This window comes from Pseudomonas batumici, assembly GCF_000820515.1.
In the GTDB taxonomy this organism is placed as follows: Bacteria; Pseudomonadota; Gammaproteobacteria; order Pseudomonadales; family Pseudomonadaceae; genus Aquipseudomonas; species Aquipseudomonas batumici.
Map to the genome: position 1 here is coordinate 19,095 of NZ_JXDG01000062.1, position 24,101 is coordinate 43,195.

The 24,101-nt window shown below is 65.2% G+C and carries 19 protein-coding genes; 12 read left to right on the forward strand and 7 right to left on the reverse strand.

Annotated features, from left to right (window positions below):
* Nucleotides 1-53: 53 nt before the first annotated feature.
* From ribBA to nrdR, 4 genes are read right to left on the reverse strand one after another with little or no spacing between them, the layout of a single operon-like run.
* A complete protein-coding gene (gene ribBA / locus UCMB321_RS24350; protein WP_040071242.1) occupies nt 54-1,145 on the reverse strand; it encodes a bifunctional 3,4-dihydroxy-2-butanone-4-phosphate synthase/GTP cyclohydrolase II in 1,092 nt (363 codons plus the stop codon).
* 16 nt (nt 1,146-1,161) lie between these two features.
* Complete coding sequence (locus UCMB321_RS24355; protein WP_040071243.1) at nt 1,162-1,824, reverse strand: riboflavin synthase; 663 nt, start codon at nt 1,822-1,824, stop codon at nt 1,162-1,164.
* A gap of 45 nt (nt 1,825-1,869) precedes the next feature.
* Complete coding sequence (gene ribD, locus UCMB321_RS24360) at nt 1,870-3,009, reverse strand: bifunctional diaminohydroxyphosphoribosylaminopyrimidine deaminase/5-amino-6-(5-phosphoribosylamino)uracil reductase RibD (protein WP_040071244.1); 1,140 nt, start codon at nt 3,007-3,009, stop codon at nt 1,870-1,872.
* Nucleotides 3,006-3,470, reverse strand: a complete 465-nt coding sequence (nrdR, locus tag UCMB321_RS24365) for a transcriptional regulator NrdR (protein ID WP_040071245.1) — start codon at nt 3,468-3,470, stop codon at nt 3,006-3,008. The genes ribD and nrdR overlap by 4 nt, the downstream gene beginning before the upstream one ends.
* A gap of 141 nt (nt 3,471-3,611) precedes the next feature.
* Between nrdR and UCMB321_RS24370 the strand changes: the two genes are divergently transcribed.
* The 3 genes from UCMB321_RS24370 to trxA all read left to right on the forward strand — a co-directional run bounded on the left by UCMB321_RS24370 (nt 3,612) and on the right by trxA (nt 5,709).
* Nucleotides 3,612-4,070 (forward strand): YbaY family lipoprotein, encoded by a 459-nt coding sequence (locus UCMB321_RS24370; protein WP_040071246.1) that lies wholly within the window; start codon nt 3,612-3,614, stop codon nt 4,068-4,070.
* Complete coding sequence (locus UCMB321_RS24375) at nt 4,067-4,723, forward strand: class I SAM-dependent methyltransferase (RefSeq protein ID WP_040071247.1); 657 nt, start codon at nt 4,067-4,069, stop codon at nt 4,721-4,723. Before UCMB321_RS24370 ends, UCMB321_RS24375 begins: the two co-directional genes overlap by 4 nt.
* Before the next feature lie 113 nt (nt 4,724-4,836).
* Nucleotides 4,837-5,709, forward strand: coding sequence for a thioredoxin (gene trxA, locus UCMB321_RS24380; RefSeq protein ID WP_040071248.1), 873 nt, complete (start codon nt 4,837-4,839; stop codon nt 5,707-5,709).
* A gap of 138 nt (nt 5,710-5,847) precedes the next feature.
* On the opposite strand, the gene UCMB321_RS24385 is transcribed toward trxA, so the two are convergent.
* Complete coding sequence (locus tag UCMB321_RS24385; RefSeq protein WP_040071283.1) at nt 5,848-6,198, reverse strand: hypothetical protein; 351 nt, start codon at nt 6,196-6,198, stop codon at nt 5,848-5,850.
* A gap of 135 nt (nt 6,199-6,333) precedes the next feature.
* Here UCMB321_RS24385 and UCMB321_RS24390 point away from each other — a divergent pair, with 135 nt between their 5' ends.
* From UCMB321_RS24390 to UCMB321_RS24410, 5 genes are all read left to right on the forward strand, one after another.
* Nucleotides 6,334-6,945 (forward strand): DUF2796 domain-containing protein, encoded by a 612-nt coding sequence (locus tag UCMB321_RS24390; protein ID WP_040071249.1) that lies wholly within the window; start codon nt 6,334-6,336, stop codon nt 6,943-6,945.
* A 134-nt stretch (nt 6,946-7,079) separates the two neighbouring features.
* Nucleotides 7,080-7,790: an ABC transporter ATP-binding protein gene (locus UCMB321_RS24395; protein ID WP_040071250.1), complete on the forward strand. Its 711-nt coding sequence runs from the start codon at nt 7,080-7,082 to the stop codon at nt 7,788-7,790.
* 1 nt (nt 7,791) lies between these two features.
* On the forward strand, nt 7,792-9,057 hold the full coding sequence (locus tag UCMB321_RS24400; protein WP_040071251.1) for an ABC transporter permease: 1,266 nt from the start codon (nt 7,792-7,794) through the stop codon (nt 9,055-9,057).
* A gap of 10 nt (nt 9,058-9,067) precedes the next feature.
* The gene (locus UCMB321_RS24405; protein WP_040071252.1) at nt 9,068-9,601 is read left to right on the forward strand and encodes a DUF3299 domain-containing protein; all 534 of its coding nucleotides are present in this window, start codon (nt 9,068-9,070) and stop codon (nt 9,599-9,601) included.
* Nucleotides 9,602-9,890: 289 nt separating this feature from the next.
* On the forward strand, nt 9,891-10,574 hold the full coding sequence (locus UCMB321_RS24410) for an OmpW/AlkL family protein (RefSeq protein WP_040071253.1): 684 nt from the start codon (nt 9,891-9,893) through the stop codon (nt 10,572-10,574).
* Between the two features lie 125 nt (nt 10,575-10,699).
* Here the strand turns inward: UCMB321_RS24410 and UCMB321_RS24415 are convergent, their stop codons facing one another.
* Entirely contained in the window at nt 10,700-11,584 is an 885-nt protein-coding gene (locus tag UCMB321_RS24415) for a sugar nucleotide-binding protein (RefSeq protein ID WP_084615155.1), read from the reverse strand.
* A 180-nt stretch (nt 11,585-11,764) separates the two neighbouring features.
* On the opposite strand from UCMB321_RS24415, the gene UCMB321_RS24420 reads away from it, so the two are divergent.
* The 3 genes from UCMB321_RS24420 to UCMB321_RS24430 all read left to right on the forward strand — a co-directional run bounded on the left by UCMB321_RS24420 (nt 11,765) and on the right by UCMB321_RS24430 (nt 18,566).
* Nucleotides 11,765-16,075 (forward strand): DEAD/DEAH box helicase, encoded by a 4,311-nt coding sequence (locus UCMB321_RS24420; protein ID WP_040071255.1) that lies wholly within the window; start codon nt 11,765-11,767, stop codon nt 16,073-16,075.
* 257 nt (nt 16,076-16,332) lie between these two features.
* Nucleotides 16,333-17,544 carry an MFS transporter gene (locus UCMB321_RS24425; protein WP_040071256.1) on the forward strand — a complete coding sequence of 404 codons (1,212 nt, stop codon included), beginning with the start codon at nt 16,333-16,335 and terminating at the stop codon, nt 17,542-17,544.
* Nucleotides 17,545-17,642: 98 nt separating this feature from the next.
* Complete coding sequence (locus UCMB321_RS24430; RefSeq protein ID WP_040071257.1) at nt 17,643-18,566, forward strand: LysR family transcriptional regulator; 924 nt, start codon at nt 17,643-17,645, stop codon at nt 18,564-18,566.
* 27 nt (nt 18,567-18,593) lie between these two features.
* Here UCMB321_RS24430 and UCMB321_RS24435 read toward each other — a convergent pair whose 3' ends face one another.
* Nucleotides 18,594-21,950 (reverse strand): ATP-binding protein, encoded by a 3,357-nt coding sequence (locus tag UCMB321_RS24435; RefSeq protein WP_040071258.1) that lies wholly within the window; start codon nt 21,948-21,950, stop codon nt 18,594-18,596.
* Between the two features lie 159 nt (nt 21,951-22,109).
* Here UCMB321_RS24435 and UCMB321_RS24440 point away from each other — a divergent pair, with 159 nt between their 5' ends.
* The gene (locus UCMB321_RS24440; RefSeq protein ID WP_040071259.1) at nt 22,110-24,059 is read left to right on the forward strand and encodes an MAC/perforin domain-containing protein; all 1,950 of its coding nucleotides are present in this window, start codon (nt 22,110-22,112) and stop codon (nt 24,057-24,059) included.
* Nucleotides 24,060-24,101 lie beyond the last annotated feature (42 nt).

Genomic DNA, 24,101 nt, shown 5'->3' on the forward strand with positions numbered 1-24,101 from the left:
GCGCCCCTCAGGGATATTTGAACCGCGAATCAAGGGCCGCGAGCAGCCGGTCTTTATTCGGAGGGCACGTATTCTACTACTTCCAGGTCGAAACCGGATATCGCATTGAACTTCATCGGCGCACTCATCAGGCGCATTTTGCGTACGCCCAGGTCACGCAGGATCTGCGAACCGGCCCCGACAATGCTGTAGGTGGTCGGTTTTTTCGCCGGGGCGTGCTCGCCGGTCTCGCGGATATGCGCCAGCAGGACGTCGCCGTCCAGCGGGTGACCGAGCAGCAGCACCACGCCGCTGCCGGCCTCGGCCACCGCGGCCATGGCGGCGCGCAGGCTCCAGCGCCCGGGCTGCTTGACCATCAGCAGGTCGCGCAGCGGGTCCATGTTGTGCACCCGCACCAGGGTCGGCTCTTCGGCGCAGACATGGCCCAGGGTCAGGGCCATGTGCACGTCACCTTCCACCGAATCACGATAGGTCACCAGGGTGAAATGCCCCAGTTCGCTGTCCAATGGCTGCTCGGCAATCCGCTGAACGGTACGTTCGTGGATCATCCGGTAGTGGATCAGGTCGGCGATGGTGCCGATCTTGATGTTGTGTTCGGCGGCGAAGGTTTCCAGCTCGGCGCGACGGGACATGGTGCCGTCGTCGTTCATCACTTCGCAGATCACCCCGCTCGGTTCGAAACCGGCCATGCGCGCCAGGTCGCAGGCGGCTTCGGTGTGACCGGCGCGGGCCAGGGTGCCGCCGGGCTGTGCCATCAGCGGGAAGATGTGACCGGGGCTGACGATGTCTTCGGCCTTGGCGTCCTTGGCGGCCGCCGCTTGCACGGTGCGGGCGCGGTCGGCGGCGGAGATGCCGGTGGTCACGCCTTCGGTGGCCTCGATGGACACGGTGAACTTGGTGCCGAAGCCGGAACCGTTGCGCGGCGCCATCAGCGGCAGCTTGAGCAGCTCGCAACGCTCGCGGCTCATGGGCATGCAGATCAGGCCACGGGCGTGCTTGGCCATGAAGTTGATGTGCTCGGCCTTGCAGCATTCGGCGGCCATGATCAGGTCGCCTTCGTTCTCGCGGTCTTCGTCATCCATGAGGATGACCATCTTGCCTTGGCGAATGTCTTCGACCAGTTCTTCAATCGTGTTGAGCGCCACGCGGCACCCCCTTCTTTCAGGATTTGAGGTAGCCGTTGGCGGCCAGGAAACTTTCGGTGATGCCGCCGCTCGAGGGCTCCGCGGCCTTGTCGCCCAGCAGCAGGCGCTCCAGGTAACGGGCCAGCAGGTCGACTTCGAGGTTGACCTGGCGACCGGGGCGGTAGTCGGCCATGATGGTCTCGGCCAGGGTGTGCGGGACGATGGTCAGTTCGAACTCGGCACCGTTCACCGCGTTGACCGTCAGGCTGGTGCCGTCGACGGTGATCGAGCCCTTGTGGGCGATGTACTTGGCCAGGTCTTTCGGCGCACGGATGCGGAACTGGATGGCCCGGGCGTTTTCTTCACGGGCGACGACTTCGCCGACGCCGTCGACATGGCCGCTGACCAGGTGCCCGCCCAGACGCGTGGTCGGGGTCAGGGCTTTTTCCAGGTTGACCCGGCTGCCAGCCTTCAATTGGTTGAAGGCGGTGCAGTCCAGGGTTTCACGGCTGACGTCGGCCCAGAAGCCGTCGCCCGGCAGCTCGACGGCGGTCAGGCAGACGCCGTTCACCGCGATGCTGTCGCCGAGCTTGACGTCGGCCAGGTCCAGCTTGCCGGTTTCCACATAGACGCGGACGTCGCCGCCCTTGGGGTTCAGGGCACGGATACTGCCGATGGATTCGATAATGCCGGTAAACATGAAGTCCTCCTCGAGAACGGGCCCGCGCGTGGCGCAAGCCGAAAATTATACGCCGGGTGCCGGATCAGGTATTGCGGTGACTCGCCAGTCACTGCCGATTGCGCGCATTTCGATGATTTTCAGCCGTGGGGCCTGGTTCATCCGCTCCAGCGGCCAGTCCAGCAACGGACGCGCCGTGGAACCGAGAAAGGTCCCGGCGACAAACAGTTGGTATTCGTCCACCAGGCCTTGTCGGGCAAAGGCACCCGCCAGGCGTGGGCCGGCCTCCACCAGCACTTCGTTGATGCCACGGTCGGCCAGCTCGGTCAACACGCGGCGCAGATCGACATGGCCGTCGGCACCGGGCACCTCCAGCAGTTCATGGCCCAAGGCCTGATAGCGTGCGGCGGCCCCCGGGACGCAGGTCACCACCAGCGCCGGACCCGCGGTGAAGAACGCGGCATCCAGCGGTACCCGCAGGCGACCGTCGATCAGCACCCGCAGGGGTGGACGGCGTTCGGCCAGGGCGGTCTGTTCCGGATCGAGACCCAGTTCGGCGGGGCGCACGGTCATCCGCGCCTTGTCCGCCATGACGCTGTCGGCACCGGTCAGCACCACGCTGGCCTGGGCCCGCAGGCGCTGCACCGCGGAGCGCGCCTCCGGACCGGTGATCCACTGGCTTTCGCCGCTGGCCATGGCCGTGCGACCGTCCAGGCTCATCGCCAACTTGACCCGCACGAACGGCACGCCATGTTCCATGCGTTTGAGGAAACCCTGGTTGAGCGCCCGCGCCTCGCCTTCCAGCACACCGCTGTGCACGGCGATACCGGCCTCGGCCAGACGCTTGAGGCCGCGTCCGGCCACTTCCGGGTTGGGGTCCTGCATGGCCGCGACCACCCGTGCCACGCCGGCCTTGACCAGGGCGTCGGCACACGGTGGCGTACGACCGAAGTGACTGCACGGTTCAAGGGTGACGTAGGCGGTGGCACCGCGAGCGTTTTCGCCCGCCTCGCGCAAGGCATGCACCTCGGCATGGGGCTCGCCGGCGCGCACGTGCCAGCCTTCGCCGACCACCGCGCCGGCCTGCACGATCACGCAGCCGACCCGTGGGTTCGGGTGGGTCGAGTACAGGCCCTTGCGGGCCAGCTCCAGGGCACGGGCCATGTAGTGGGCGTCGAGGACGGTCTGCTCGGTCGAAAGGCTCATTGTTTGGCGGGCTCGCGGGCGAGGCGCTCGATCTCTTCGCGGAACTCGTTGAGGTCCTGGAAGCGGCGATAGACCGAAGCGAAACGGATATAGGCGACTTCATCGAGTTTCTGCAACTCGGCCATCACCAGTTCGCCGACGACCAGCGACTTGACCTCGCGCTCGCCGGTGGCCCGCAGCTTGTGCTTGATGTGCACCAGCGCAGCCTCCAGGCGCTCGACACTGACCGGGCGCTTTTCCAGCGCGCGCTGCATGCCGGCGCGGAGTTTTTCCTCGTCGAAAGGTTGGCGGCTGCCGTCCTGCTTGATCAGGCGTGGCAGGACCAGTTCGGCGGTCTCGAAGGTGGTGAAACGTTCACCGCAGGCCAGGCATTCGCGCCGGCGGCGCACCTGCTCGCCCTCGGCGACCAGACGCGAGTCGATGACTTTGGTGTCGTTGGCACCGCAGAAGGGACAGTGCATGGTGGCAGGCAACAAAAAATGGGAGGGCCATGGTAGCGCATCCCCGTGGCAAGACAAGCCATAGGGTTTGCGGTATACAGTCGCCCGACTACCTTTTAATCAGATCGATGCCCCGGATTTCGCCTTCAGTTGGAGCCGTTCATGTCAGTACGACCGCTTGTTTTGCTCAGCCTCGCCGGCCTGTTGGCCGCTTGCGGCAGCCCACCGCCCAAGCCCGTTCCGGCGGCGCCGGCCCAGCAGCAGACGAGCAAACCGGTCAATCCTTATGAAGAACTCGGTCCCTTGCCCGCCTATCAGCGTGAATTGAGCGGCACCTTGCAGGGCGTCCCCAAGGGCGCGGAAGTGGAACTGGCGCTGCTGGTGATCGACGAGCGCGGTCGGCCGCAGCAATTGCTGGCCAGCAGTACGATCAACGGCACCGGCCAGGTCCTGCCCTTCCACCTGCGCTTCAACCCGGACGTGTTCCCGGTGGGCAGCCGGGTGGAATTGCGCGGGCGGGCCAGCCAGTCCGGGCAACTGATCCTGCATCTGCCGTCGCGGAGCATCACCGAGCCGACCACCCAGGCCCTGGGCCAACTGCAATTCTTTACCGCGCCATGAGTGCACCGCCGAACCTGCAACAGTCCTTGAGCGAGTTGCTCGGCGATGCGCGACTGGTGGCCTGCCCGTTGCCGGAAACCGCGTTGCAGTTGTGGCTGATCGACGCGCACAACATGGATCGCGCGTTCACGCCGGAGGAAACCCGGCGGATCCTGCATGAACCGCCGTACTGGAGTTTCTGCTGGGCCAGCGGCCTGGCCATGGCCCGCTACCTGGCCGAACACCCGCAGTGGGTGGCGGGCAAGCGGGTCCTGGATTTCGGTGCCGGTTCGGGCGTGGCGGCGATTGCCGCGGCCCGGGCCGGGGCGCTGGAGGTGGTGGCCTGCGACCTCGACCCGCTGGCGCTGGCGGCCTGCCGGGCGAATGCCGCGCTCAATGGGGTGGAACTGAGCTACAGCGAGGATTTCTTTGCCGAGACCGATCGCTTCGACCTGATCCTGGTGGCGGATGTGCTGTATGACCGGGAAAACCTGCCGTTGCTCGATCAGTTCCTCAGTCGAGGTCGGGAAGCGCTGGTGGCGGATTCGCGGGTGCGGGATTTCCGCCATCCGCTGTATCGCCGCCTGGAAATGCTCGAGGCCTTCACCCTGCCGGACCTGGCGGAGCCGGAGGAGTTTCGTCATGTAAGCCTGTATCACGCCTGCCGCCCCTGACGACACACTGTGGCGAGCGCAACTTGAAATAGCACCGCCCTGAACCATGGGCCGCTTCCGGCCATCCCACCCAGGCTTTATAGTTGGCCTATTCCCCGCTTTCCGAGACTCCGATGACTCAACCCACCCCCTACATCTTCGACGCCACCACCGCTGACTTCGACCAGTCGGTGATCGAGAACTCGTTCCACAAGCCGGTGCTGGTGGACTTCTGGGCCGAGTGGTGCGCGCCCTGCAAGGCGTTGATGCCGATGCTGCAACAGATCGCCGAGAGCTATCAGGGCGAGCTGCTGCTGGCCAAGGTCGACTGCGATGCCGAGCAGGACATCGTCGCCCGCTTCGGCATTCGCAGCCTACCCACCGTGGTGCTGTTCAAGGACGGCCAGCCGGTGGACGGTTTCGCCGGTGCCCAGCCGGAATCGGCGGTGCGTAAAATGCTCGAGCCGCATGTGCAGATGCCACCGCCCGCGGCCGCTGATCCTCTTGAGCAAGCCGAGGCGCTGTTTAGCGAAGGCCGGATCGGCGATGCCGAAGCCCTGCTCAAGGTGCTGCTCGGCGAAGACAACAGCAACGCCAAGGCGCTGATTCTATATGGTCGTTGCCTGGCCGAACGTGGTGAGCTGAGCGAAGCCCAGGCGGTGCTGGACGCGGTGAAGAGCGACGAGCACAAGGCCGCGCTGGCCGGAGCCAAGGCGCAGCTGACCTTCTTGCGCCAGGCTGCCGACCTGCCGGAAGTGGCTGACCTGAAGGCACGCCTGGCGCAGAACCCGCAGGACGATGAAGCCCACTATCAGTTGGCGGTACAGCAGCTGTCGCGCCAGCAGTACGAGGCCGCTCTGGAGGGTTTGCTCAAGCTGTTCATCCGCAATCGCGGCTACAGCGAAGGCCTGCCGCACAAGACCTTGCTGCAGGTGTTCGACCTGCTGGGCAATGATCATCCGCTGGTGACCAGCTACCGCCGTCGGCTGTTCGCTGCGTTGTACTAGCCCCAGCGCTCCCCTTGTAGGAGCCGGCTTGCTGGCGATGCGGGCACCGCGGTGTTTCAGGCAGACCGCGTTATCGTTCATCGCCAGCAAGCCGGCTCCCACAGGATGTGCATTGTGTGTGAGAACAGTGTTCCGCCCTCAGGCCTCAACCCAGCTGTAGAGCGGTGAATCCGCCCCGCTCACTACCTTCACCTCGCTGCAATGGCGCAGGCGCACCAACAGGCGCTTGGCCGCCGCCGTGCTCCCCGCCAGCCCCTCCAATTGCCCTAGCAGTTGCGGCCCGTCGATCTGTCCGGCCTGGCGCACCAGGTCCCTGGCCGTCCGCCACAACGCATCGTCCTGGCTCACCGGCCGGGCCACCACCGCCGCATCCACGTCTGGCGGTACGCTCACCTGCAACTGTGCTCCCAGGCGTGCCCAGTCGCCGTCATCCAGCTCCAACGTCAAATCCACCGGCCATTGGCCGATGGTGCCTCGAATTCGCACCATGATACTCACCTCACTCTTGCAGGCGCCCATGCTCCCACGCGTCATCCGACACGCCAAGCCAGTGGCCGAACAAGTCATAAATTGTTATAAGATCACATAACAAAACACCCTTGTTGCCGTTCCCGGAGAAACGCCATGCGCCACCTGCTGCTCGCCCTGCCTTTTGCCCTGCTCCCGCTGGTTGCCGCCCAGGCCCATGAAGCCCACGAACATGGCAGCCTCGGCGCCCACGAGCACGGCGTCGGTCGGCTGAACGCGGCGCTGGACGGCCAGACCCTGGAACTGGAACTGCAAAGCCCGGCAATGAACCTGGTGGGCTTCGAACACCCCGCCACCAGCGACGCCGACAAGGCCAAGGTCGCCGCCGTGCGTGCCTTGCTGGACAAGCCGCTGGAACTGTTCAACCTGCCGAAAGCCGCCGGTTGCATCGTGGCCAACCAGGAACTGCAAAGCCCGCTGTTCGGCGACCCGGCCCCTGAAGACGCCGATGACGATGACGACGACGATCACGCCCCCGAAGCCGCCGGAAGCACCCCGGCCGCCGGTGCCGAGCATCATCACGACCACAGCGAAATCCACGCCCACTACCAGTTCACCTGTGCCACCCCGACCGCGCTGAAGACCCTGGACCTGGGCCAGGTGTTCAAGACCTTCCCCGCGACCCACAAGATCCAGGTGCAGCTGATCACCGGTAGCGGCCAACAAGGGGTTGACGCCACACCAGAGGCTGCCACCCTGAAGTTCTGATCCATCTCGATCCTGTGTAGGAGCCGGCTTGCTGGCGATGAACGGTGACGCGGTCTGCCTGAAGCACCGCGGCGTCTGAATCGCCAGCAAGCCGGCTCCTACAACAAGAGCCCATCACCTGTGAATCGGCCTTTATGACCCAAGCACTTATCGAACTGTCCGACCTCGGCTTCAACTGGCCCGGTCATCCGCAGTTGCTGGACATCCCGGCATTCCGCCTGGAGCCGGGCGAAACGCTGTTCCTCAAGGGCCCCAGCGGCAGCGGCAAGACCACCTTGCTGGGCCTGCTGGGCGGCGTGCAGAAACCCAGCCGGGGCAGCATCCGCCTGCTCGGCCAGGAATTGACCGAACTGGGCGCCGGTGCCCGCGACCGCTTTCGCGTCGACCACACCGGCTACATTTTCCAGCAGTTCAACCTGCTGCCGTTTCTCTCGGTCCGCGAGAATGTCGAGCTGCCTTGCCACTTCTCCAAACTGCGCGCCAACCGCGCGATCCAGCGCCACGGCAGCGCCGACCAAGCCGCCGCGACCCTGCTCGCCCACCTCGGCTTGAGTGATCCGGCCCTGCTGGAACGCCGCGCCGATTCGCTGTCCATCGGCCAACAGCAACGGGTTGCCGCCGCCCGCGCGCTGATCGGCCAACCGGAGTTGGTGATCGCCGACGAGCCGACCTCGGCGCTGGACTACGATGCCCGCGAAGCCTTTATCCAACTGCTGTTCGCCGAATGCCGCGAAGCCGGCTCGAGCCTGCTGTTCGTCAGTCATGACCAGAGCCTGGCGCCGCTGTTCGACCGTCACCTGTCGCTGTCCGAATTGAATCGCGCGGCCATGCCCGCGGAGGTCTGAGATGTATCTGTTTCGTCTGGCCCTGGCCAGCCTGGCCAACCGCCGCTTCACCGCCCTGCTCACGGCCTTCGCCATCGCCCTGTCGGTCTGCCTGCTGTTGGCCGTGGAACGCGTGCGCACCGAAGCCCGCGCCAGCTTCGCCAGCACCATCAGCGGCACCGACCTGATCGTCGGCGCCCGCTCGGGCTCGGTGAACCTGCTGCTGTACTCGGTGTTTCGCATCGGCAACGCCACCAACAACATCCGCTGGGACAGCTTCGAACACTTCGCCAGCAACCCGAAGGTGAAGTGGGCGATCCCGATGTCCCTCGGCGACTCCCATCGCGGCTACCGGGTACTGGGCACCAGCCAGGCCTACTTCGATCATTACCAGTACGGCCACCAGCAGAACCTGCAACTGGCCGAAGGCCGCCCCTTCGCCACCGATCCGTTCGAGGTGGTGCTCGGTGCCGAGGTGGCGGAGGCGTTGCACTACAAGCTCGGCGACAAGCTGGTGCTGGCCCACGGCGTGGCCGTCGTCAGCCTGGTCAAGCATGACGACAAACCCTTCACCGTGGTCGGCATCCTCAAGCGCACCGGCACCCCGGTGGACCGCACGCTGCATATCAGCCTCGGCGGCATGGAAGCGATCCACATCGACTGGCACGACGGTGTGCCGGCCCACGGTGCCGGGCGCATCAGCGCCGACCAGGCACGCAACATGGACCTGACGCCGCAAGCCATCACCGCCTTCATGCTCGGCCTCAACAGCAAGGTCTCGACCTTCGCCCTGCAACGGGAGATCAACGAATTCCGTGGCGAGCCGATGCTGGCGATCCTGCCGGGCGTGGCCTTGCAGGAACTCTGGAGCCTGATGGGCACCGCGGAAAAGGCGCTGTTCGTGGTTTCGTTGTTCGTGGTCTTGACCGGCTTGATCGGCATGCTCACGGCGATCCTCACCAGCCTCAACGAGCGCCGCCGGGAGATGGCGATCCTGCGCTCGGTCGGCGCGCGGCCTTGGCATATCGCCAGCCTGCTGGTGCTGGAAGCCTTGGCCCTGGCGTTGTCCGGGGTGGTGGCCGGGGTCGGCCTGTTGTACCTGTGCATCGCCCTGGCCCAGGGTTACGTGCAGTCGAGCTACGGGCTGTACCTGCCGCTGTCCTGGCCGAGCGAATATGAATGGACGCTGCTCGGCGGTATCCTCGTCGCCGCCCTGTTGATGGGCAGCGTGCCGGCGTGGCGCGCCTATCGACAATCCCTGGCCGACGGCCTGTCCATCCGTTTATGAGTGTGCTGCGATGAAGAACAAAGTCCTGGCCGGCGTGCTGCTGGCGCTGTCCGTGGTGACGACCACGCCGTTGTGGGCCGCAGACAAACCGAGGGAGCTGACCTGGCATGAGATGATTCCGCCCGATGCCCCACCGGAAGCCCCGCAGATGACGCCGCTGCATGACCTGTCGAAAATCGGCAGCATGAACATCGAGGCGGCGCCGGCGGCCAAGCAGTCGCTGCCCAATGCGCCGGTGGTCAAGGCGCTGGACGGCCAGCATGTGCGCCTGCCGGGCTATATCGTGCCGCTGGAAGTCAGCGAGGAAGGCCGGACCACGGACTTTCTGCTGGTGCCGTATTTCGGCGCCTGCATCCATGTGCCGCCGCCACCGTCGAACCAGATCGTGCATGTCACCAGCGAGCTGGGGGTCAAGATGGACGAGCTGTACCAGCCGTACTGGATCGAGGGCGACATGCAGGTCAAGCCGAGCACCAGCGACCTGGCGGATGCCGGGTACAGCATGGCGGCGCAGAAGATCTACGTGTATGAATTGCCCGAGTAAGGCCGGTCGTTCACCGGTGTTCTCACGGGCGTCATCGCGAGCAAGCTTGCTCCTACAGGTCCAGCGTCGGGCACATAATCCTGGTTCGACGCGAACCCCGCAGGAGCAAGCTTGCTCGCGATAGCGTCAGCAGGAACAGCGCAAAAGTTCCTGCCCTGCGCCAACCATTGGCCTTTCATTGAGCTGAGTCAAAGACCGGCCCGGCTTCCATTGAGCTGAGTCAAGAGTCGGCCCAGCTCGCTCTTTACCATTGGACCCAGTGAATCTGACCCGTCCTTTGGAGCCCCCCATGCACAAGTCCCTGCTCAGCGCCTCCCTCGTTGCGCTCGCCCTCGCCGCCCCTCTTGCACACGCCCACCAGGCCGGTGATTTCATCGTCCGCGCCGGTGCCGCGACCATTTCGCCGAACGACAGCAGCAGCGACCTGAGACTCGACGGCGCGAAGATCGCCGGCACCAAGGCCACGGTGGACAACGACACCCAGCTGGGCCTGGCCTTCGCCTACATGTTCACCGACCATATCGGCCTGGAGCTGCTGGCCGCCACGCCGTTCCATCACGAAGTCTCCGTCAAGGGCCTCGGCCCGGCGCTGGATGGCCAGTTGGGGGATATCAAGCAACTGCCTCCAACCCTGTCGCTGCAGTACTACCCGCTGGATGCCAGCTCGAAGTTCCAACCTTATGGCGGTATCGGCATCAACTACACGATGTTCTTCGGTGAAGACCTGACCAGCCAGCGCAAGAACGAAGGCTTCAGCAACCTGAAGCTGCAGAACTCGGTGGGCCTGGCCGGACAGCTGGGCTTCGACTACATGCTCACCGACCGCATGCTGTTCAACGCCTCGGTCTGGTACGTGGACCTCGACACCAAAGCCACCGTCGACGGACCGACCGCCCTGGGCGTCGGCCAGACCAAGGTGGATGTGAAAGTCGACCCATGGGTCTACATGGTCGGCATCGGCTACAAGTTCTAAGCCGCCCCCCTATCCGCTTTCCATCCCCCCATGAAAAAGGCGCCTCTTCTGGCGCCTTTTTCATTTCCCGTGATTCACCTCAGCGCCCCGGCAAGCCGGCACCGCCGATGACAAGAACGGGGACCTCAGCCATGCCGATAGAACCGGTCGAGCAGCGCCGGCAACGCCGCACGCCAGGCACGGGGCTTGATGCCGAAGGTATGGAGGATTTTCTTGCAGGCCAGCACCGCGTGCTGCGGCTCGTCCGCCGCATCCGGACGGGCGGCGTGGGCCTGGGCGGTGGGCGCCTCGATGGCCAGCGGATGCAATTGCCGGGCTTCGCTGAGAATCGCCTGCCCCAGGGCCAGCGGCGTGGTCGCCTCATGGCCGGCGTAGTGGTAGGTGCCCCACAACGGCGCGGCACAATCGAGTTGCTTGAGCACCGAAATGATCACCCGCGCTGCGTCGTCCACGGGGGTCGGGTTGCCACGCCGGTCATCGGCCATCAGCAGTTCATCGGGCTTCTCGGCCCGGGCCAGGAAACGCCCGAGGGTGCCTTCGGGGCTGTCGTCGAGCAACCAGCCGAAGCGCAGCAGCACGTGTTGCGGACAGGTGGCGCGCACGCTCTGCTCGATCCTCCACAGCGCCTGGCCGCGCAGGCCCAGGGGCACGGGTTCGTCTTTTTCGCTGTAGGCCGTGGCCCGCGAACCGTCGAACACCCGGTAGCTGGAAGGTTGCAGGAGGATGATGTTGTGGTGCTGGCAGAGCTCGGCCAGCCGCTCGACGGCGCGCTCCTGCTCGGCCAGGCGCGTCTCGCCGACCGTCTCCGCCTGGAACCAGTCGAAGTAGAAGGCAAGGTTGATCAACGCATCCGGACGGGTGTCGTCGAGCAGTTGCGTAAGGCTCGCGGCGTCCCAGCCGTCTTGCGGCGGACGGGGGGCGAGGAAACCGATGTCCTCTTCCGCCCCCAGGCGAATCAGCGCCTGCCCAAGGGCATTTCCGCCGCCCAGTAACATAAGGCGCATTCGCATAGAGTCAGCAGGCCCAGGTCTGTTCAGAACGATGGTGGTTGGCGGAGAGCTTGTGGCCTCGCCGCCGGCAATAGCCAGAATCCTTGCATTTTGCGGGTTTTGCGCGCAACCGTCACGGATAAAGTGCCAGAGGGGTCGGCCGGCTTGCAACTTGGGCCGGACGATCGCATAAATAAACCCATGAATCTTCCCGAATCGGTCCATGACGCTCTGGCAGGTTTCCACCCGGCCGTCAGCGCCTGGTTTCGCCACACTTTCCCGGACGTGACCGCCGCCCAGGCCCGCGCCTGGCCGTTGATCCGCCAGCGCCGCTCGACGCTGATCGCCGCGCCCACCGGCTCCGGCAAGACCCTGACCGGCTTTCTCGCGGCGATCGACGATCTGGTCCACCAGGGCCTGGCCCAGGGTGGCGAATTGCCGGACGAAACCCTGATCGTCTATGTGTCGCCGCTCAAGGCGCTGTCCAACGATATCCGCATCAACCTGCAGGAGCCGCTGGCGGGCATCACCGCACAGCTTGAGCGCCAGGGCCTGCCGCCACTGTCGATCACCACGGCGGTACGCACCGGCGACACCCCGCAGAACGAACGCACGCGCCTGCGCAAGACCGCGCCGCATATCCTGGTGACCACGCCGGAATCGCTCTATGTGCTGCTCGGTTCCGATTCCGGCCGGCGCATGCTGGGCAGCGTGCGCACGGTGATCGTCGACGAGATCCACGCCATCGCCGCCAGCAAGCGCGGCAGCCACCTGGCCCTGAGCCTGGAGCGCTTGCAGGCGCTGTGTGGCGAGTCGTTGCTGCGCATCGGTCTGTCGGCCACGCAAAAGCCCATCGACGCGGTGTCGCGCTTTCTGGTGGGCAGCGGGCGCGCCTGCGAAATCATCGATATCGGCCACGCCCGCCCCCGCGACCTGGGCATCGAAGTGCCCCCCGTGCCACTGACGGCGGTGATGTCCAACGATGTCTGGGAGCTGGTCTACGAGCGCCTGGCCGAGCTGGCCCGACAACACCGCACCACGCTGATTTTCGTCAACACCCGACGCCTGGCCGAACGCCTGGCCCGGCACTTGAGCGAGCGCCTGGGCAAGGAGGCGGTAGCCGCCCACCATGGCAGCCTGGCCAAGGAACAGCGGCTGGACGCCGAACAACGGCTCAAGCGCGGCGAACTGCAGGTGCTGATCGCCACCGCCTCGCTGGAACTGGGCATCGATATCGGCGAAGTGGAACTGGTCTGCCAGATCGGCTCGCCGCGTTCCATCGCCGCCTTCCTGCAAAGGGTCGGGCGCTCCGGCCACCAGGTCGGCGGCACGCCCAAGGGCCGGCTGTTCGCCACCTCGCGGGACGAGTTGATCGAGTGCGCCGCCCTGCTCGACTGCGTGCGCCGCGGCGAGCTAGATACCCTGCTGATTCCCCGCGCCCCGCTGGATGTGCTGGCCCAGCAGATCGTCGCCGAAGTCAGCTGCCAGGAATGGCAGGAGCAACCGTTGCTGGAACTGATCCGCCGGGCCGCCCCCTACGCCGAACTGGACGAGGCCCACTACCAGGCGCTGCTGCGGATGCTCGCCGAAGGTTTCAACAGTCGCCAGGGCCTGCGCAGCGCCTATATTCACCGCGACGCCGTGAGCCAGACCCTGCGCGGGCGCCGTGGCAGTCGCCTGACCGCCCTCACCAGCGGCGGCACCATCCCGGACAACGCCGACTACAGCGTACTGCTCGAACCCCAGGGCTTGAACATCGGTTCGGTGCATGAGGACTTCGCGGTGGAAAGCATCGCCGGCGACGTGTTCCAGCTGGGCAACAGTTCCTATCGCATCCTGCGGATCGAGACCGGCAAGGTGCGGGTCGAGGATGCCCATGGCCAGCCGCCGAGCATTCCGTTCTGGCTCGGCGAGGCACCGGGGCGCAGCGCCGAGTTGTCCTTCGCCGTGGCGCGCCTGAATGCCCGCCTCGATGAGTGGCTGGGGGCTACGCCGGGGGACCTGCAGCCGAGCCTCGACTGGCTGCGCGAGAGCATCGGCCTGGACCCGGCCAGCGCCGAACAGATCGTCGACTACCTGGCCCGCGCCCGGCAATGCCTGGGCGCGCTGCCGTCCCAGGACACGCTGGTGATGGAGCGCTTCTTCGACGAATCCGGCGGTACCCAGCTGGTGATCCACACGCCGTTCGGAAGCCGGATCAACCGTGCCTGGGGCCTGGCCTTGCGCAAGCGTTTCTGCCGCACCTTCAACTTCGAATTGCAGGCCGCCGCCAGCGAAGACGCCATCGTGCTGTCGCTGTCCACCAGCCACAGCTTTGCCCTCGACGAGGTCTGGCATTACCTCAACAGCCGCAGCGCCGAACATATCCTGATCCAGGCCGTACTCGACGCCCCGCTGTTCGGGGTGCGCTGGCGCTGGAATGCAGGGGTCGCGCTGGCGCTGCCGCGCTTTGTCGGCGGACGCAAGGTGGCGCCGCAGATCCAGCGGATGAAAAGCGAAGACCTGACCGCCTGCGTGTTCCCGGACCAGATCGCCTGCCTGGAAAACCTCGCTGGCGAGCGGGAAATTCCCGACCACCCGCTGGTGGAGCAGACCCTCGACGACTGCCTGCACGAGGCCATGGACTGCGAAGGCTGGCTGGCCCTACTGCGGCGCATGGAGGCCGGCGACGTGCGGCTGATCGCCCGCGACCTGCCGGCGCCCTCGCCGCTGGCGGCGGAAATTCTCAGCGCCAGGCCCTATACCTTCCTCGACGATGCGCCGCTGGAAGAGCGCCGCACCCAGGCCGTGCTGAACCGGCGCTGGAGCGATCCGACCAGCACCGACGATCTCGGCGCGCTGGATGCCGAGGCCATCCAGGCCGTGGCCGAGGAAGCCTGGCCCGCGCCCAACGGCGAGGATGAAATGCATGAGGCGTTGATGAGCCTGGCGGCGATCAGCGACGCTGAAGTCCAGACCAATCCCTCGTGGTCCTCCTGGCTTCAGGCGCTCGCGGCGCAAGGGCGTGCCACGCGTTTGCAGGTCGACGCGACGCACACGCTATGGACCGCCCTGGAACGCCTGACCTGCCTGCAAGCACTTTATCCACAGGCCACGCTCGACCCGCCCTTGCAACCACCGATGGGTTTCGATCAACCCTGGGAGGCCGACGAGGCGGCCGTCGAACTGGTCCGCGCTCGCCTCAGTGGTTTTGCCCCGTTGACCCTGCCCGAGATCGCCGGGCCCTTGGCACTGCCCACCGCCACGCTGACCCAGGCCTTGGCGAAGCTGGAAAGCGAAGGCTATGTGCTACGCGGTCAGTTCAGCCCGGGGGCACCTCGGGAACAGTGGTGCGAACGCCACCTGCTGGCGCGCATCCACCGCTACACGGTCAAGCGCCTGCGCCGGGAAATCGAGCCGGTGGCGGTGCAGGATTTCATGCGTTTCCTGTTCGACTGGCAGCACCTTTCCGTCGCCTGCCAGGGCCAGGGCAGCGCCGCCCTGGCGATGATCGTCAGCCAGTTCGAAGGCTATCCGGTCGCCGCCGGGGCCTGGGACAGTGACGTGCTGGCCGCGCGCCTCAAGGATTATTCGCCGACCTGGCTCGATGAGTTGTGCCGCTCGGGCAAGCTGGTCTGGGCCCGCCTCAGTGGCCACGGCAAAGGCGCCAGCGTGGCCTCGCGCAGCACGCCGGTGGTGTTGCTGCCCCGGGGCCAGGTCGCGTTGTGGAGCAGCCTGACGGAACAGACGGAGGTGGAAGAGTTGTCGCCGCGGACGCAAAAGGTCCATGCCGCGCTGACCCAGCAGGGCGCGCTGTTTTTCGATGAGTTGCTGCACGAGGCCCATCTGCTGCCCACCGAACTGGAAGCCGCGTTGCAGGAGCTGGTGGGCGCCGGTTGGGTGAATGCCGACAGCTTTGCCGGCCTGCGGGCGCTGATCACCCCGGCCAGCAAGCGCCAGGCCCGCAGTCCTCGACGCGGACGCGGGGCCTTTGTCGGCGGGATGGACGATGCCGGACGCTGGGCCTTGCTGCGACGTTCCGCCGTGGCTGTGCCGGCGGGCGTCCAGGTGCCGGCCGAGACCCTCGAACATATCGCCATGACCTTGTTGCGGCGTTACGGCGTGGTGTTCTGGCGGCTGTTGGAGCGTGAGGCAGACTGGTTGCCGAGCTGGCGGGAATTGCTGAGGACTTTTCATCGGCTGGAAGCCCGGGGCGAAATTCGTGGCGGGCGTTTTGTCAGTGGTCTGGCGGGCGAGCAGTTCGCCTTGCCGGAGGCGATTCCGCTATTGCGCGAAGTGCGCCGACGCCCGCCGGACGGCAACCTGATCGCGGTGTGCGGCGCCGATCCGTTGAACCTGGCGGGGACCTTGTTGCCGGGCGCCAAGGTGCCGGCGCTGGCGGGGAATCGCCTGGTGTATCGCGATGGCGTTCCGGCTGCGGCGGAGATTGCCGGCAAGCAATTGTATTGGCTCGAGCTGGATCAGGCGGCCGCCGCCGAAGTCCGAAAAAAACTGACCCAATACCGCCTCTGAAACCACCACGCCCCCTGTAGGAGCCTGGCTTGTCGGGACGCCGCACCGCAGCGATTGCGTCCGGACAGGCACCGCAAGGTTCAAGGGCCTCATCGCCGGCAAGCCGGCTCCTACAGGGGGATCGCGGCGTTCTCTATATTTTATTACACGCCCGATCTTTGCCTGCTGATCAAATATGTTGTGCTCTTACCTGTATTTTTCCGCACAAGTGAAACCCCGACACTGCGCTCCTGATCAAACCTACCGGAGTTGCAGCCATGCCCATTGCCTTGCTGGCGCTGACCCTCAGCGCCTTTGCCATCGGGACGACCGAGTTCGTCATCGTTGGCCTGTTACCCACCATCGGCACCGACCTGGGTGTCGATCTGCCCACCGCCGGCCTGCTGGTCAGCCTCTATGCCCTGGGGGTCGCGATCGGCGCCCCAGTGCTGACCGCCCTCACCGGCAAGGTCCCACGCAAACTGTTGCTGCTGGCGCTGATGGTGCTGTTCACCCTCGGCAACCTGCTGGCCTGGCAAGCGCCGAGCTACGAGTCGCTGATCCTCGCGCGAATCGTCACCGGCCTGGCCCACGGGGTGTTCTTCTCCATCGGCTCGACCATCGCCACCAGCCTGGTGCCGAAGGAAAAGGCCGCCAGTGCGATTGCCATCATGTTCACCGGCCTGACCGTGGCCCTGGTGACCGGCGTGCCACTGGGGACCTTTATCGGCCAGCATTTCGGCTGGCGCGAAACCTTTCTCGCCGTGTCCGCCCTGGGTGTGATCGCCTTTCTCGGCAGCCTGCTCTATGTGCCGAAGCACATCGCGCACAACAAACCCGCATCACTGATCCAGCAACTGCAAGTGCTGAAACAACCACGCCTGCTGCTGGTGTATGCGATGACCGCCGCCGGGTATGGCGGGACCTTTATCGCATTTACCTTCCTGGCGCCGATCCTTCAGGAGATCTCCGGCTTCCAGCCCGGCACCGTCAGCCTGGTGCTGCTGGTCTACGGCGTCTCGGTGGCGGTGGGCAATATCTGGGGCGGGAAACTGGCGGACAAGCGCGGTCCCATCGGCGCGTTGAAGCTCATCTTCCTGCTGCTGGCCGTCGTGCTGTTCGTGCTGGGCTTCACCGCCGGCCATCCGTGGCTGGTCCTGTTGACCGTGCTGGCCTGGGGCGCGGTGGCCTTCGGCAACGTGCCAGGCCTGCAGATCTACGTGGTGCGCCAGGCCGAGCATCACACGCCACAGGCCGTGGATGTGGCGTCGGGCCTGAACATCGCCGCCTTCAACCTCGGCATTGCCGGTGGGGCCTGGATCGGTGGGTTGATCGTCGCCAACCTGGGGCTGATCCATACCACCTGGATTGGCGGGCTGGTGGTGCTGGTGGCCCTGGCGCTGACGGCCTGGAGCGGTCGTCTGGATCGACTGGGGCCGGTGTATACGCCGCCCGCTGAAGGTTCGGCGCGGGTGGTGGTCGGGCACTGAGGCCGTCACAACGCGCTGGTGGAGTTCACTCGATTGCCCCACACTGGCCTGATCGATACGGGCTCCCGCACTCCCTTTGATCCCTGGCGTAATCCATCATGCGACGACAGTTCGACGACCTCATGCTCGGCAGCATCGAGCTGTTTTGCCTGGCGGCCGAGGCCGGCAGCTTCACCGCCGCCGCCCAGGTGGCCGGGGTCACGCCGGCGGCGGTGAGTCGTTCGATCTCGCGCATGGAAGAACGCCTCGGCGTGCGCCTGTTCACCCGCACCACCCGCAGCGTGCGCCTGACCGAGGGTGGTCGCAGCTACTTCGAGCAATGCCGCCAGGCCCTGACCCAACTGACCGAAGCGCAGCGGGAAGTCATGGGCAAGCAGCAGGAGCCGGCCGGGACCTTGCGCATCAGCATCCCGACCCCCTACGCCCATCACCGCATCCTGCCGCTGCTGCCGGCCTTTCGCGCGCGTTATCCGGCAGTGAAGGTCGAGGTGCATATCAGCAACCGCAATATCGATTTCGTCGAGGAAGGCTACGACCTGGCGATCCGGGTGCGGGTGCTGCCCGACTCGGGGCTGATTGCCCGGCACCTGGAAGACGCGGCGCTGGTGGTGATTGCCAGCCCTGGCTATCTGCAACGGGCCGGTACGCCGCAAGCGCTGGAGGACCTGCAACAACACGAGTGTATCCAGTTCGAACTGCCCAGCAGCGGGCGGCGGATTGCCTGGCTGTTCAAAGATGCCGACGGCAAGGAACAGGAGCTGCTGGCCGACGGCAGCTACTGCTGCTCCGACGATGTGCTGGGCGGCGTGACCCTGGCCAAGAACGCTGCCGGGTTGTTCCAGACCTATCGCTTCATTGTCGAGAACGAGCTGGCCGACGGCTCGCTGGTGGAAGTGCTCAAGCCCTTCGCCGGACGCTCACGCCCCTTCACCCTGCTCTATCCACACGGTCGGCATGTACCGTTGCGCTTGAAGGCGTTTGTGGACTTTTTGCTGGAACAGCGGGAGCGCTGGAGCATCTGAAAACGGCAGGTGCCAGGAACGGGCGGATCAACTGGCAGTCCCTTGATCGGCAAGATTCAGGACCTGCATCAACCGCGGCAGCGTCGCCACAAACCCCAGGCGCTCCGACTCACGCTGCAACACCTTCAAGGCCTGCGCGCTTGAACCATCGCGGCCCTGCAGCCATTGCCCGGCCACTTCGACCAAACGCACATGGTGGCTGACCCAGGCACAAGGCGTGGCCTGGGCGACGGCCGCCAAGGCCTGGGCGTGTCGGCTCGCTTGTGCGAAGTCGCCATCGAGCAGGCAGGTTTCGGCAGCCGCCACCCTGAAGCGCAGGACGTTGTGCGCCAGGCAGTCCTGGGTGAGCAACGCTTCTCCTTGCGCCAACGCCTGGCGACTCAATTGCCCATCGTCGACGATCAAGGCCAGGCTGCCGTAGACCCAGGGACCGATATAACGCTGCAAGGCGAAGCGCTCCACCAGGGCGACCGCTTCCCGAATCAGTGCCTGCGCCCGGGCGCGATCATGCTCGCGCAGGGCGACACGGGCCTGCCCCTCCAGCAGAATCGCCTCGAAACGACTGGCGCCGATGCCACGAGCCAACGCCAGGGCATCCGTCAGCTCCTGCCCGGCCTGCTCGTCCCGCCCCGTCGCCACCAGCACCCAGGCCGCGGTCAGTCGGGAAAAGACTTCCGCGCGACGGTTGCCGATCTGACGGCTGCAAACAATGGCGTCCATGGCGTCACGCAGGGCCTGCTCCGGCTGGCCAAGGTAAAGATGCGTCGAACCGCGAGCACTGCGATTGCCCGCCTCGACATGGGTCAGTCCATGCCGTTCGCACAAGCGCACGCACTGGTCGAAGACTTCATAGGCGGTCTGCATCCGCCCCTGGGCATAGTAGGAATCACCGATGCCGCCCAGGGCCTTGGCCTCGGTTTCGAGGTTCGCCGCGATACGCGAAAAGGACAGCGACTCTTCATGCAAGCGACGGCATTCGACGTAGTCGCCCCGTGGAAAATAAATATCGCCACGCAGCTGATACAGCCGGGCCAACGCCGTGTTCGCCTGCAGGGCGCGGGCGCTGGGCAGTGTCTCTTCGATCAGTCGTTCCTCGTCCTCCAGACAATCGAGGGTATTGAGGATCGGCGCCAGCCCCAGGGCTGTCTCGATCCGCTCCTGCGGCTGCTCGGCCAGCGCCAGCGCGCGCTGGAAAAAGTCCCGCGCCTGGGCCGTTTTCCCCAAGCCGGAACAGGCCTGGCCACAACGCAGTGCCAGGGTAAAACTGCCGGCGGCGCGCTCGGCGAAACCCTCACCCTGCTGGCCCAGCGCAAGCACGCTGTCGTACTGGCAGGCCTGGAGTTTTTCCTCCATGGCCACCAGCAGCGCATCGAAGGCCGTCGGATCCTTGGCGAGCAACAGGTGCTGGGCATACAGGCTTCGATCGCGCTCGCGGTACAGCTTCGCCACCTCACCGTGCAACTGTTCGCGCACGGCATCCGGCATCGCATCGTAAAGGCAGTGCATCACCAGGTCATGGACGAACAGGTAATGGCCCGGCTCGGTTTCCCGCAGCAGCCCCTGGCGCATGTCCGCCGCCGGAAGATAATCGGGCTGCCCCAGGGCCTCGCGCCAGAGCGCCAGCTCGCAGCGGTTGCCGAAGATCGCGGCGTAACGCAGGGCGCGCCGCTGCTCGGGCAGCAGCCGGTCGAAGCGCGTCTGGATCAGATGACGCAGGCTGTCGGGGAATACACCCTCGCGACTCGACAACAGTTGCGTCAGGTACAGCGGGTTACCTTGGGCGCGCTTGACGCAATCGGCCCGATAGGTCGGGTCGACCTCGCTGAACTGATCCGCCAGGAGGCTGGCTTCGCGTGCCCGGATCGGGGCGATATCGAGTAGGCTCATGGGATTGCTGCAATACGGCCGCAGCGCGCTTTCCAGCGGATCGCCCTCATGGCGCGAGGTCAGCAGCCAGACCAGCGGCGCTTCATCGGTGGCATCGAGCAGCTTGCCCAGCAGGGTGCACAGTGCGGCATCCGCCCAGTGCAGATCCTCGATGCAGATCAACAACGGCTGTTGCACCGCCACCCGCAACAGCAACTGCAAGAGTGCCGTGAACAAGCCCTGGGTCCGCACCTCATTGCTCATCGCCGCATACTGCGCGAGCGAATATTTGAGGGGCTCGTCGGCCCGGTGCGCGCCCGTCAGCACCCGCAGGAACAGTTGGTGTTCGTCGGCCAGCTTCAAGCGCAGCAACGCGCTTTCCAGTTCAGGCGCTCCGGCCTGGAGCTGCGTACCCAGGCCGAGCAGGCTGCGCACCAACTGCCCCAGGGGCCATAAGGCGTTGTCCATGCCGAAGTCCAGCACATCGCTGCGATGGCAAACGAAACCGCCTTGCCGGGCCATCTCGAAAAACTCGCTGACCAGGCGCGTCTTGCCGATGCCCGCCATGCCGCGAATATAGACCACATGCCCGTCCTGATACGCCTGAGTGGCCTCGATCACGCCTTTGAACTGCAGTACCTCGACCGCCCGGCCCACCAGCGGACGCGGGGCGTTTTCGTCAAGGTCACGCAAGCGCAGGCATTGGCGATAAGCGGGAAACCGATCATCGGACAGGGAAAACTCGAACCGCGCGCGCAGCTGCTCCACCAACCCCTGGGCGACATGGACCGGTGCATTGCCATGCAGGTCGCTGCGGTTGTAGCCGAGCAACGGAGGCAACGCCTCATTGACCGCCGAGGCCTCCGCGCCTTGGCGAACCAGTTGCAGCACGATCCCGTGCCCAGGCCTGGCGAACCGTTCGCGGCTCAACGCCTGGGCACAGAGCAGAGCGCGTTCGCTGTCGCTGCGGTAGGCCTGTGGGGCACCGAACTGGGCCACCATGACATCCCCCGGACGCACGACCGGCACACCGCCGAACTGGCGAATCAGGCGCTCGATCTCGGCCACCAGCGACGCACGTTGTTCCGGGCCGATGGCCGCCCCCAGCACATCGGTTGCAAAGCTCAGTTCCAGCACATAGCGGATCACATCGTCATCGATCGGCCGCAATGTCTGCGTTGCCAGGACCGTCTCGTGCAGGTCGGCAATCGACTGCTCGATTTCCACCAAGGCGGTGGTGACCGCGTGCCCCAACAACGCCCCGACGTCGACCTCGAAAGCCGTCGCCAGGTGGCGGGCCGTACGGTAGAGCACCGCCTTGCCCGTCTCGGCACGCTTGATGGAGGCAACGGACACGCACAGGTGGCGGTTCAGGCAGGCCTCGGCCAGCGTTTCCTGGCTCAGGCCGCGCTGTTTGCGCAGCCCCTTCAGCAAACCGGCATCCAGCAGCACACGCCCGTCGGAAATCGCGGGGACCCGTTTGGGCAAGGCGGCAAATGCGCTCTGTTTGGAGTCCATGTCGATCGTCTCGGCGGTACCTGGGCAGCCGCTCGAGTGTACCCCACATCTGATACCGAACTGATACCGCAATGACACTACTCTGGACTGTCTCGTCGGCACCCTGCCTCCGATACTGGATCCCGTCAAATGATCACACCTGGATAAGGGGAGAAGGCAATGAGCGACGGGATGAAGGACAACGCAGGCAGTTCGGAAAAGACACCACGGGATATCGGCGGTTCACAGTTGCTGGGACTGGGCTTGAACCGGCTGGACTGGTCCGAGGAAAGCAAGAAATGCGAAAAAGTAGGCGACACCGAGAGCGGCAAGCGTGCGGTGCCCTACAAAGACACCTTTTACAACGTGGGCAAACACGTCACGATGACCACGGTGACCACGGAAAGCTATTTCACCGAGACCTTTCTCTCACGGGATGAATACGAGAAACACACCCAGTCCAGCGTCGAAGTCTCTGGCCGCTACGGGGCGTTTTCCGGCGGTTTCAAGGCCACCTTCGGCACCGATATCAAACAGCTCGAAGAACGCGAGGCGGCGATCTACAACCACACCGCGCGTTTGTGGAAACTGACGCTCGCGGTCAACCCGGCGAACAGCACCCAGGAGTTCAAAGATCAGCTCAAGGAGCTGCCGTCGAGCTTCGATCCGGCCCATCCCAAGCCGTTCTTCAATTTCTTTGTCGACTTCGGTGCCGATATCGTCAACGAGGTGGTGGTCGGTGGCGCGCTGAATTATGCAATGACGGCCCTCAAGTCCTATCTCAACGAGAAAACCAGCCTCGACGCCATGGTCAAGGCCGAGTACGGCGCCTTCATCAGCGCGAACGCCACGACCTCGATCTCGGAAGAGGTCAAGAAGCACCTGGCCCATCGTAACGTCAGCCTGACGACCCACGGCGGCACACACTCCATCAACTTCAATAACGGTGCGCCAAGCAACTGCAACGCTGACTTCAAGGCCTGGCGTGACTCCCTGGCCGATGCCCCCGAGGTCGTGGAACTGACACTCGTGCCGATCTACCGCTTCGTCAAGGAGGGTGACACCCGCACCGCCCTGGAAGCGGCCTACCAGTGGTACACCAGCCACAGGGCGGAAATCGAGGCCGACTGGAAGGAGTCGACCATCGTCGTCGGAGACCCCGACCTGTCGACCCCGGCCCCGGCCCCGGCCCGTGCCACGACAAAGGGCCCGGTCTTGCGCATGGTCTTCATTGATGGCAAGAGCAGGGAGACCAGCGAAAGCCACCACGCTCTCCCGCCCGCCAGTGCCTCGCAGGAAACCTTCGATCAGTTCTGGGACGCCATTGCCCTGCTGCTGAGTCAGAACAGGAAGGCCGGGAACAAGCTGCTGATGGCGACCGAACGCTGGCCAAGGGATAAAAAACACTACCCGAGCGCCGCCCTGCGCGAAGAACTTCGTCGCCACGGCGCCAGTGACCGGGTACTGAAGCGCTGGGACAGCCTGACCCAGAAAAGCGAGCCCAGCCCGCTCGCCGGCCTGACCTATGTGCTGGCTGGCAATGACTTCGAACACCCTGGTGTCGATGGCCTGAGCGTCGGTTTCGGTCAGCCGGGAAGCGACCTCAACCCAACGGTGAAGGTCGTGGCACGCCTTGCCCACGACTCGTTCGGCCGGCTGAAAGTGGTGCAGGCGGAAAAGACGGTCGAAGACTCGAAAACCGTCCTGTATCGGGTGCGCAACAACAGCGGCGAGCAACCGGCGCTGGCTCAGGACCCGCAACACAAGGACCGGATCGCGATGCAGACACCCGATCCGAAAAACCCCGGACAACTCTGGTACATGCCCGAACTGGAAAAACCCTACCCTGAAATCAACCACCCGACCCTACTGATCAACTACCTGACGGGGACTTGCCTGCAAGGCAGGCTCGATCAGAGTGATTGCCGCCTCAAGCCCATGGAAGCGGGTCGGCAGCAGGACGATGTGATCTGGGACCGGCGTGGCGATGATGTCTTTCACTTGCTGATGACCTACTACCATCACCATCACCTGAACCTGACCCAGGTCGAAAAGCGCGCGGCGGTACGCCCCTGGCGCGAGCCCCACGGCATGGACTGGTTTCGCGAGGAACATGTACCGTTCAACTGACGGTATGACGCGTACCGGATAAAGCTCGCCGCCCCGGCCTGT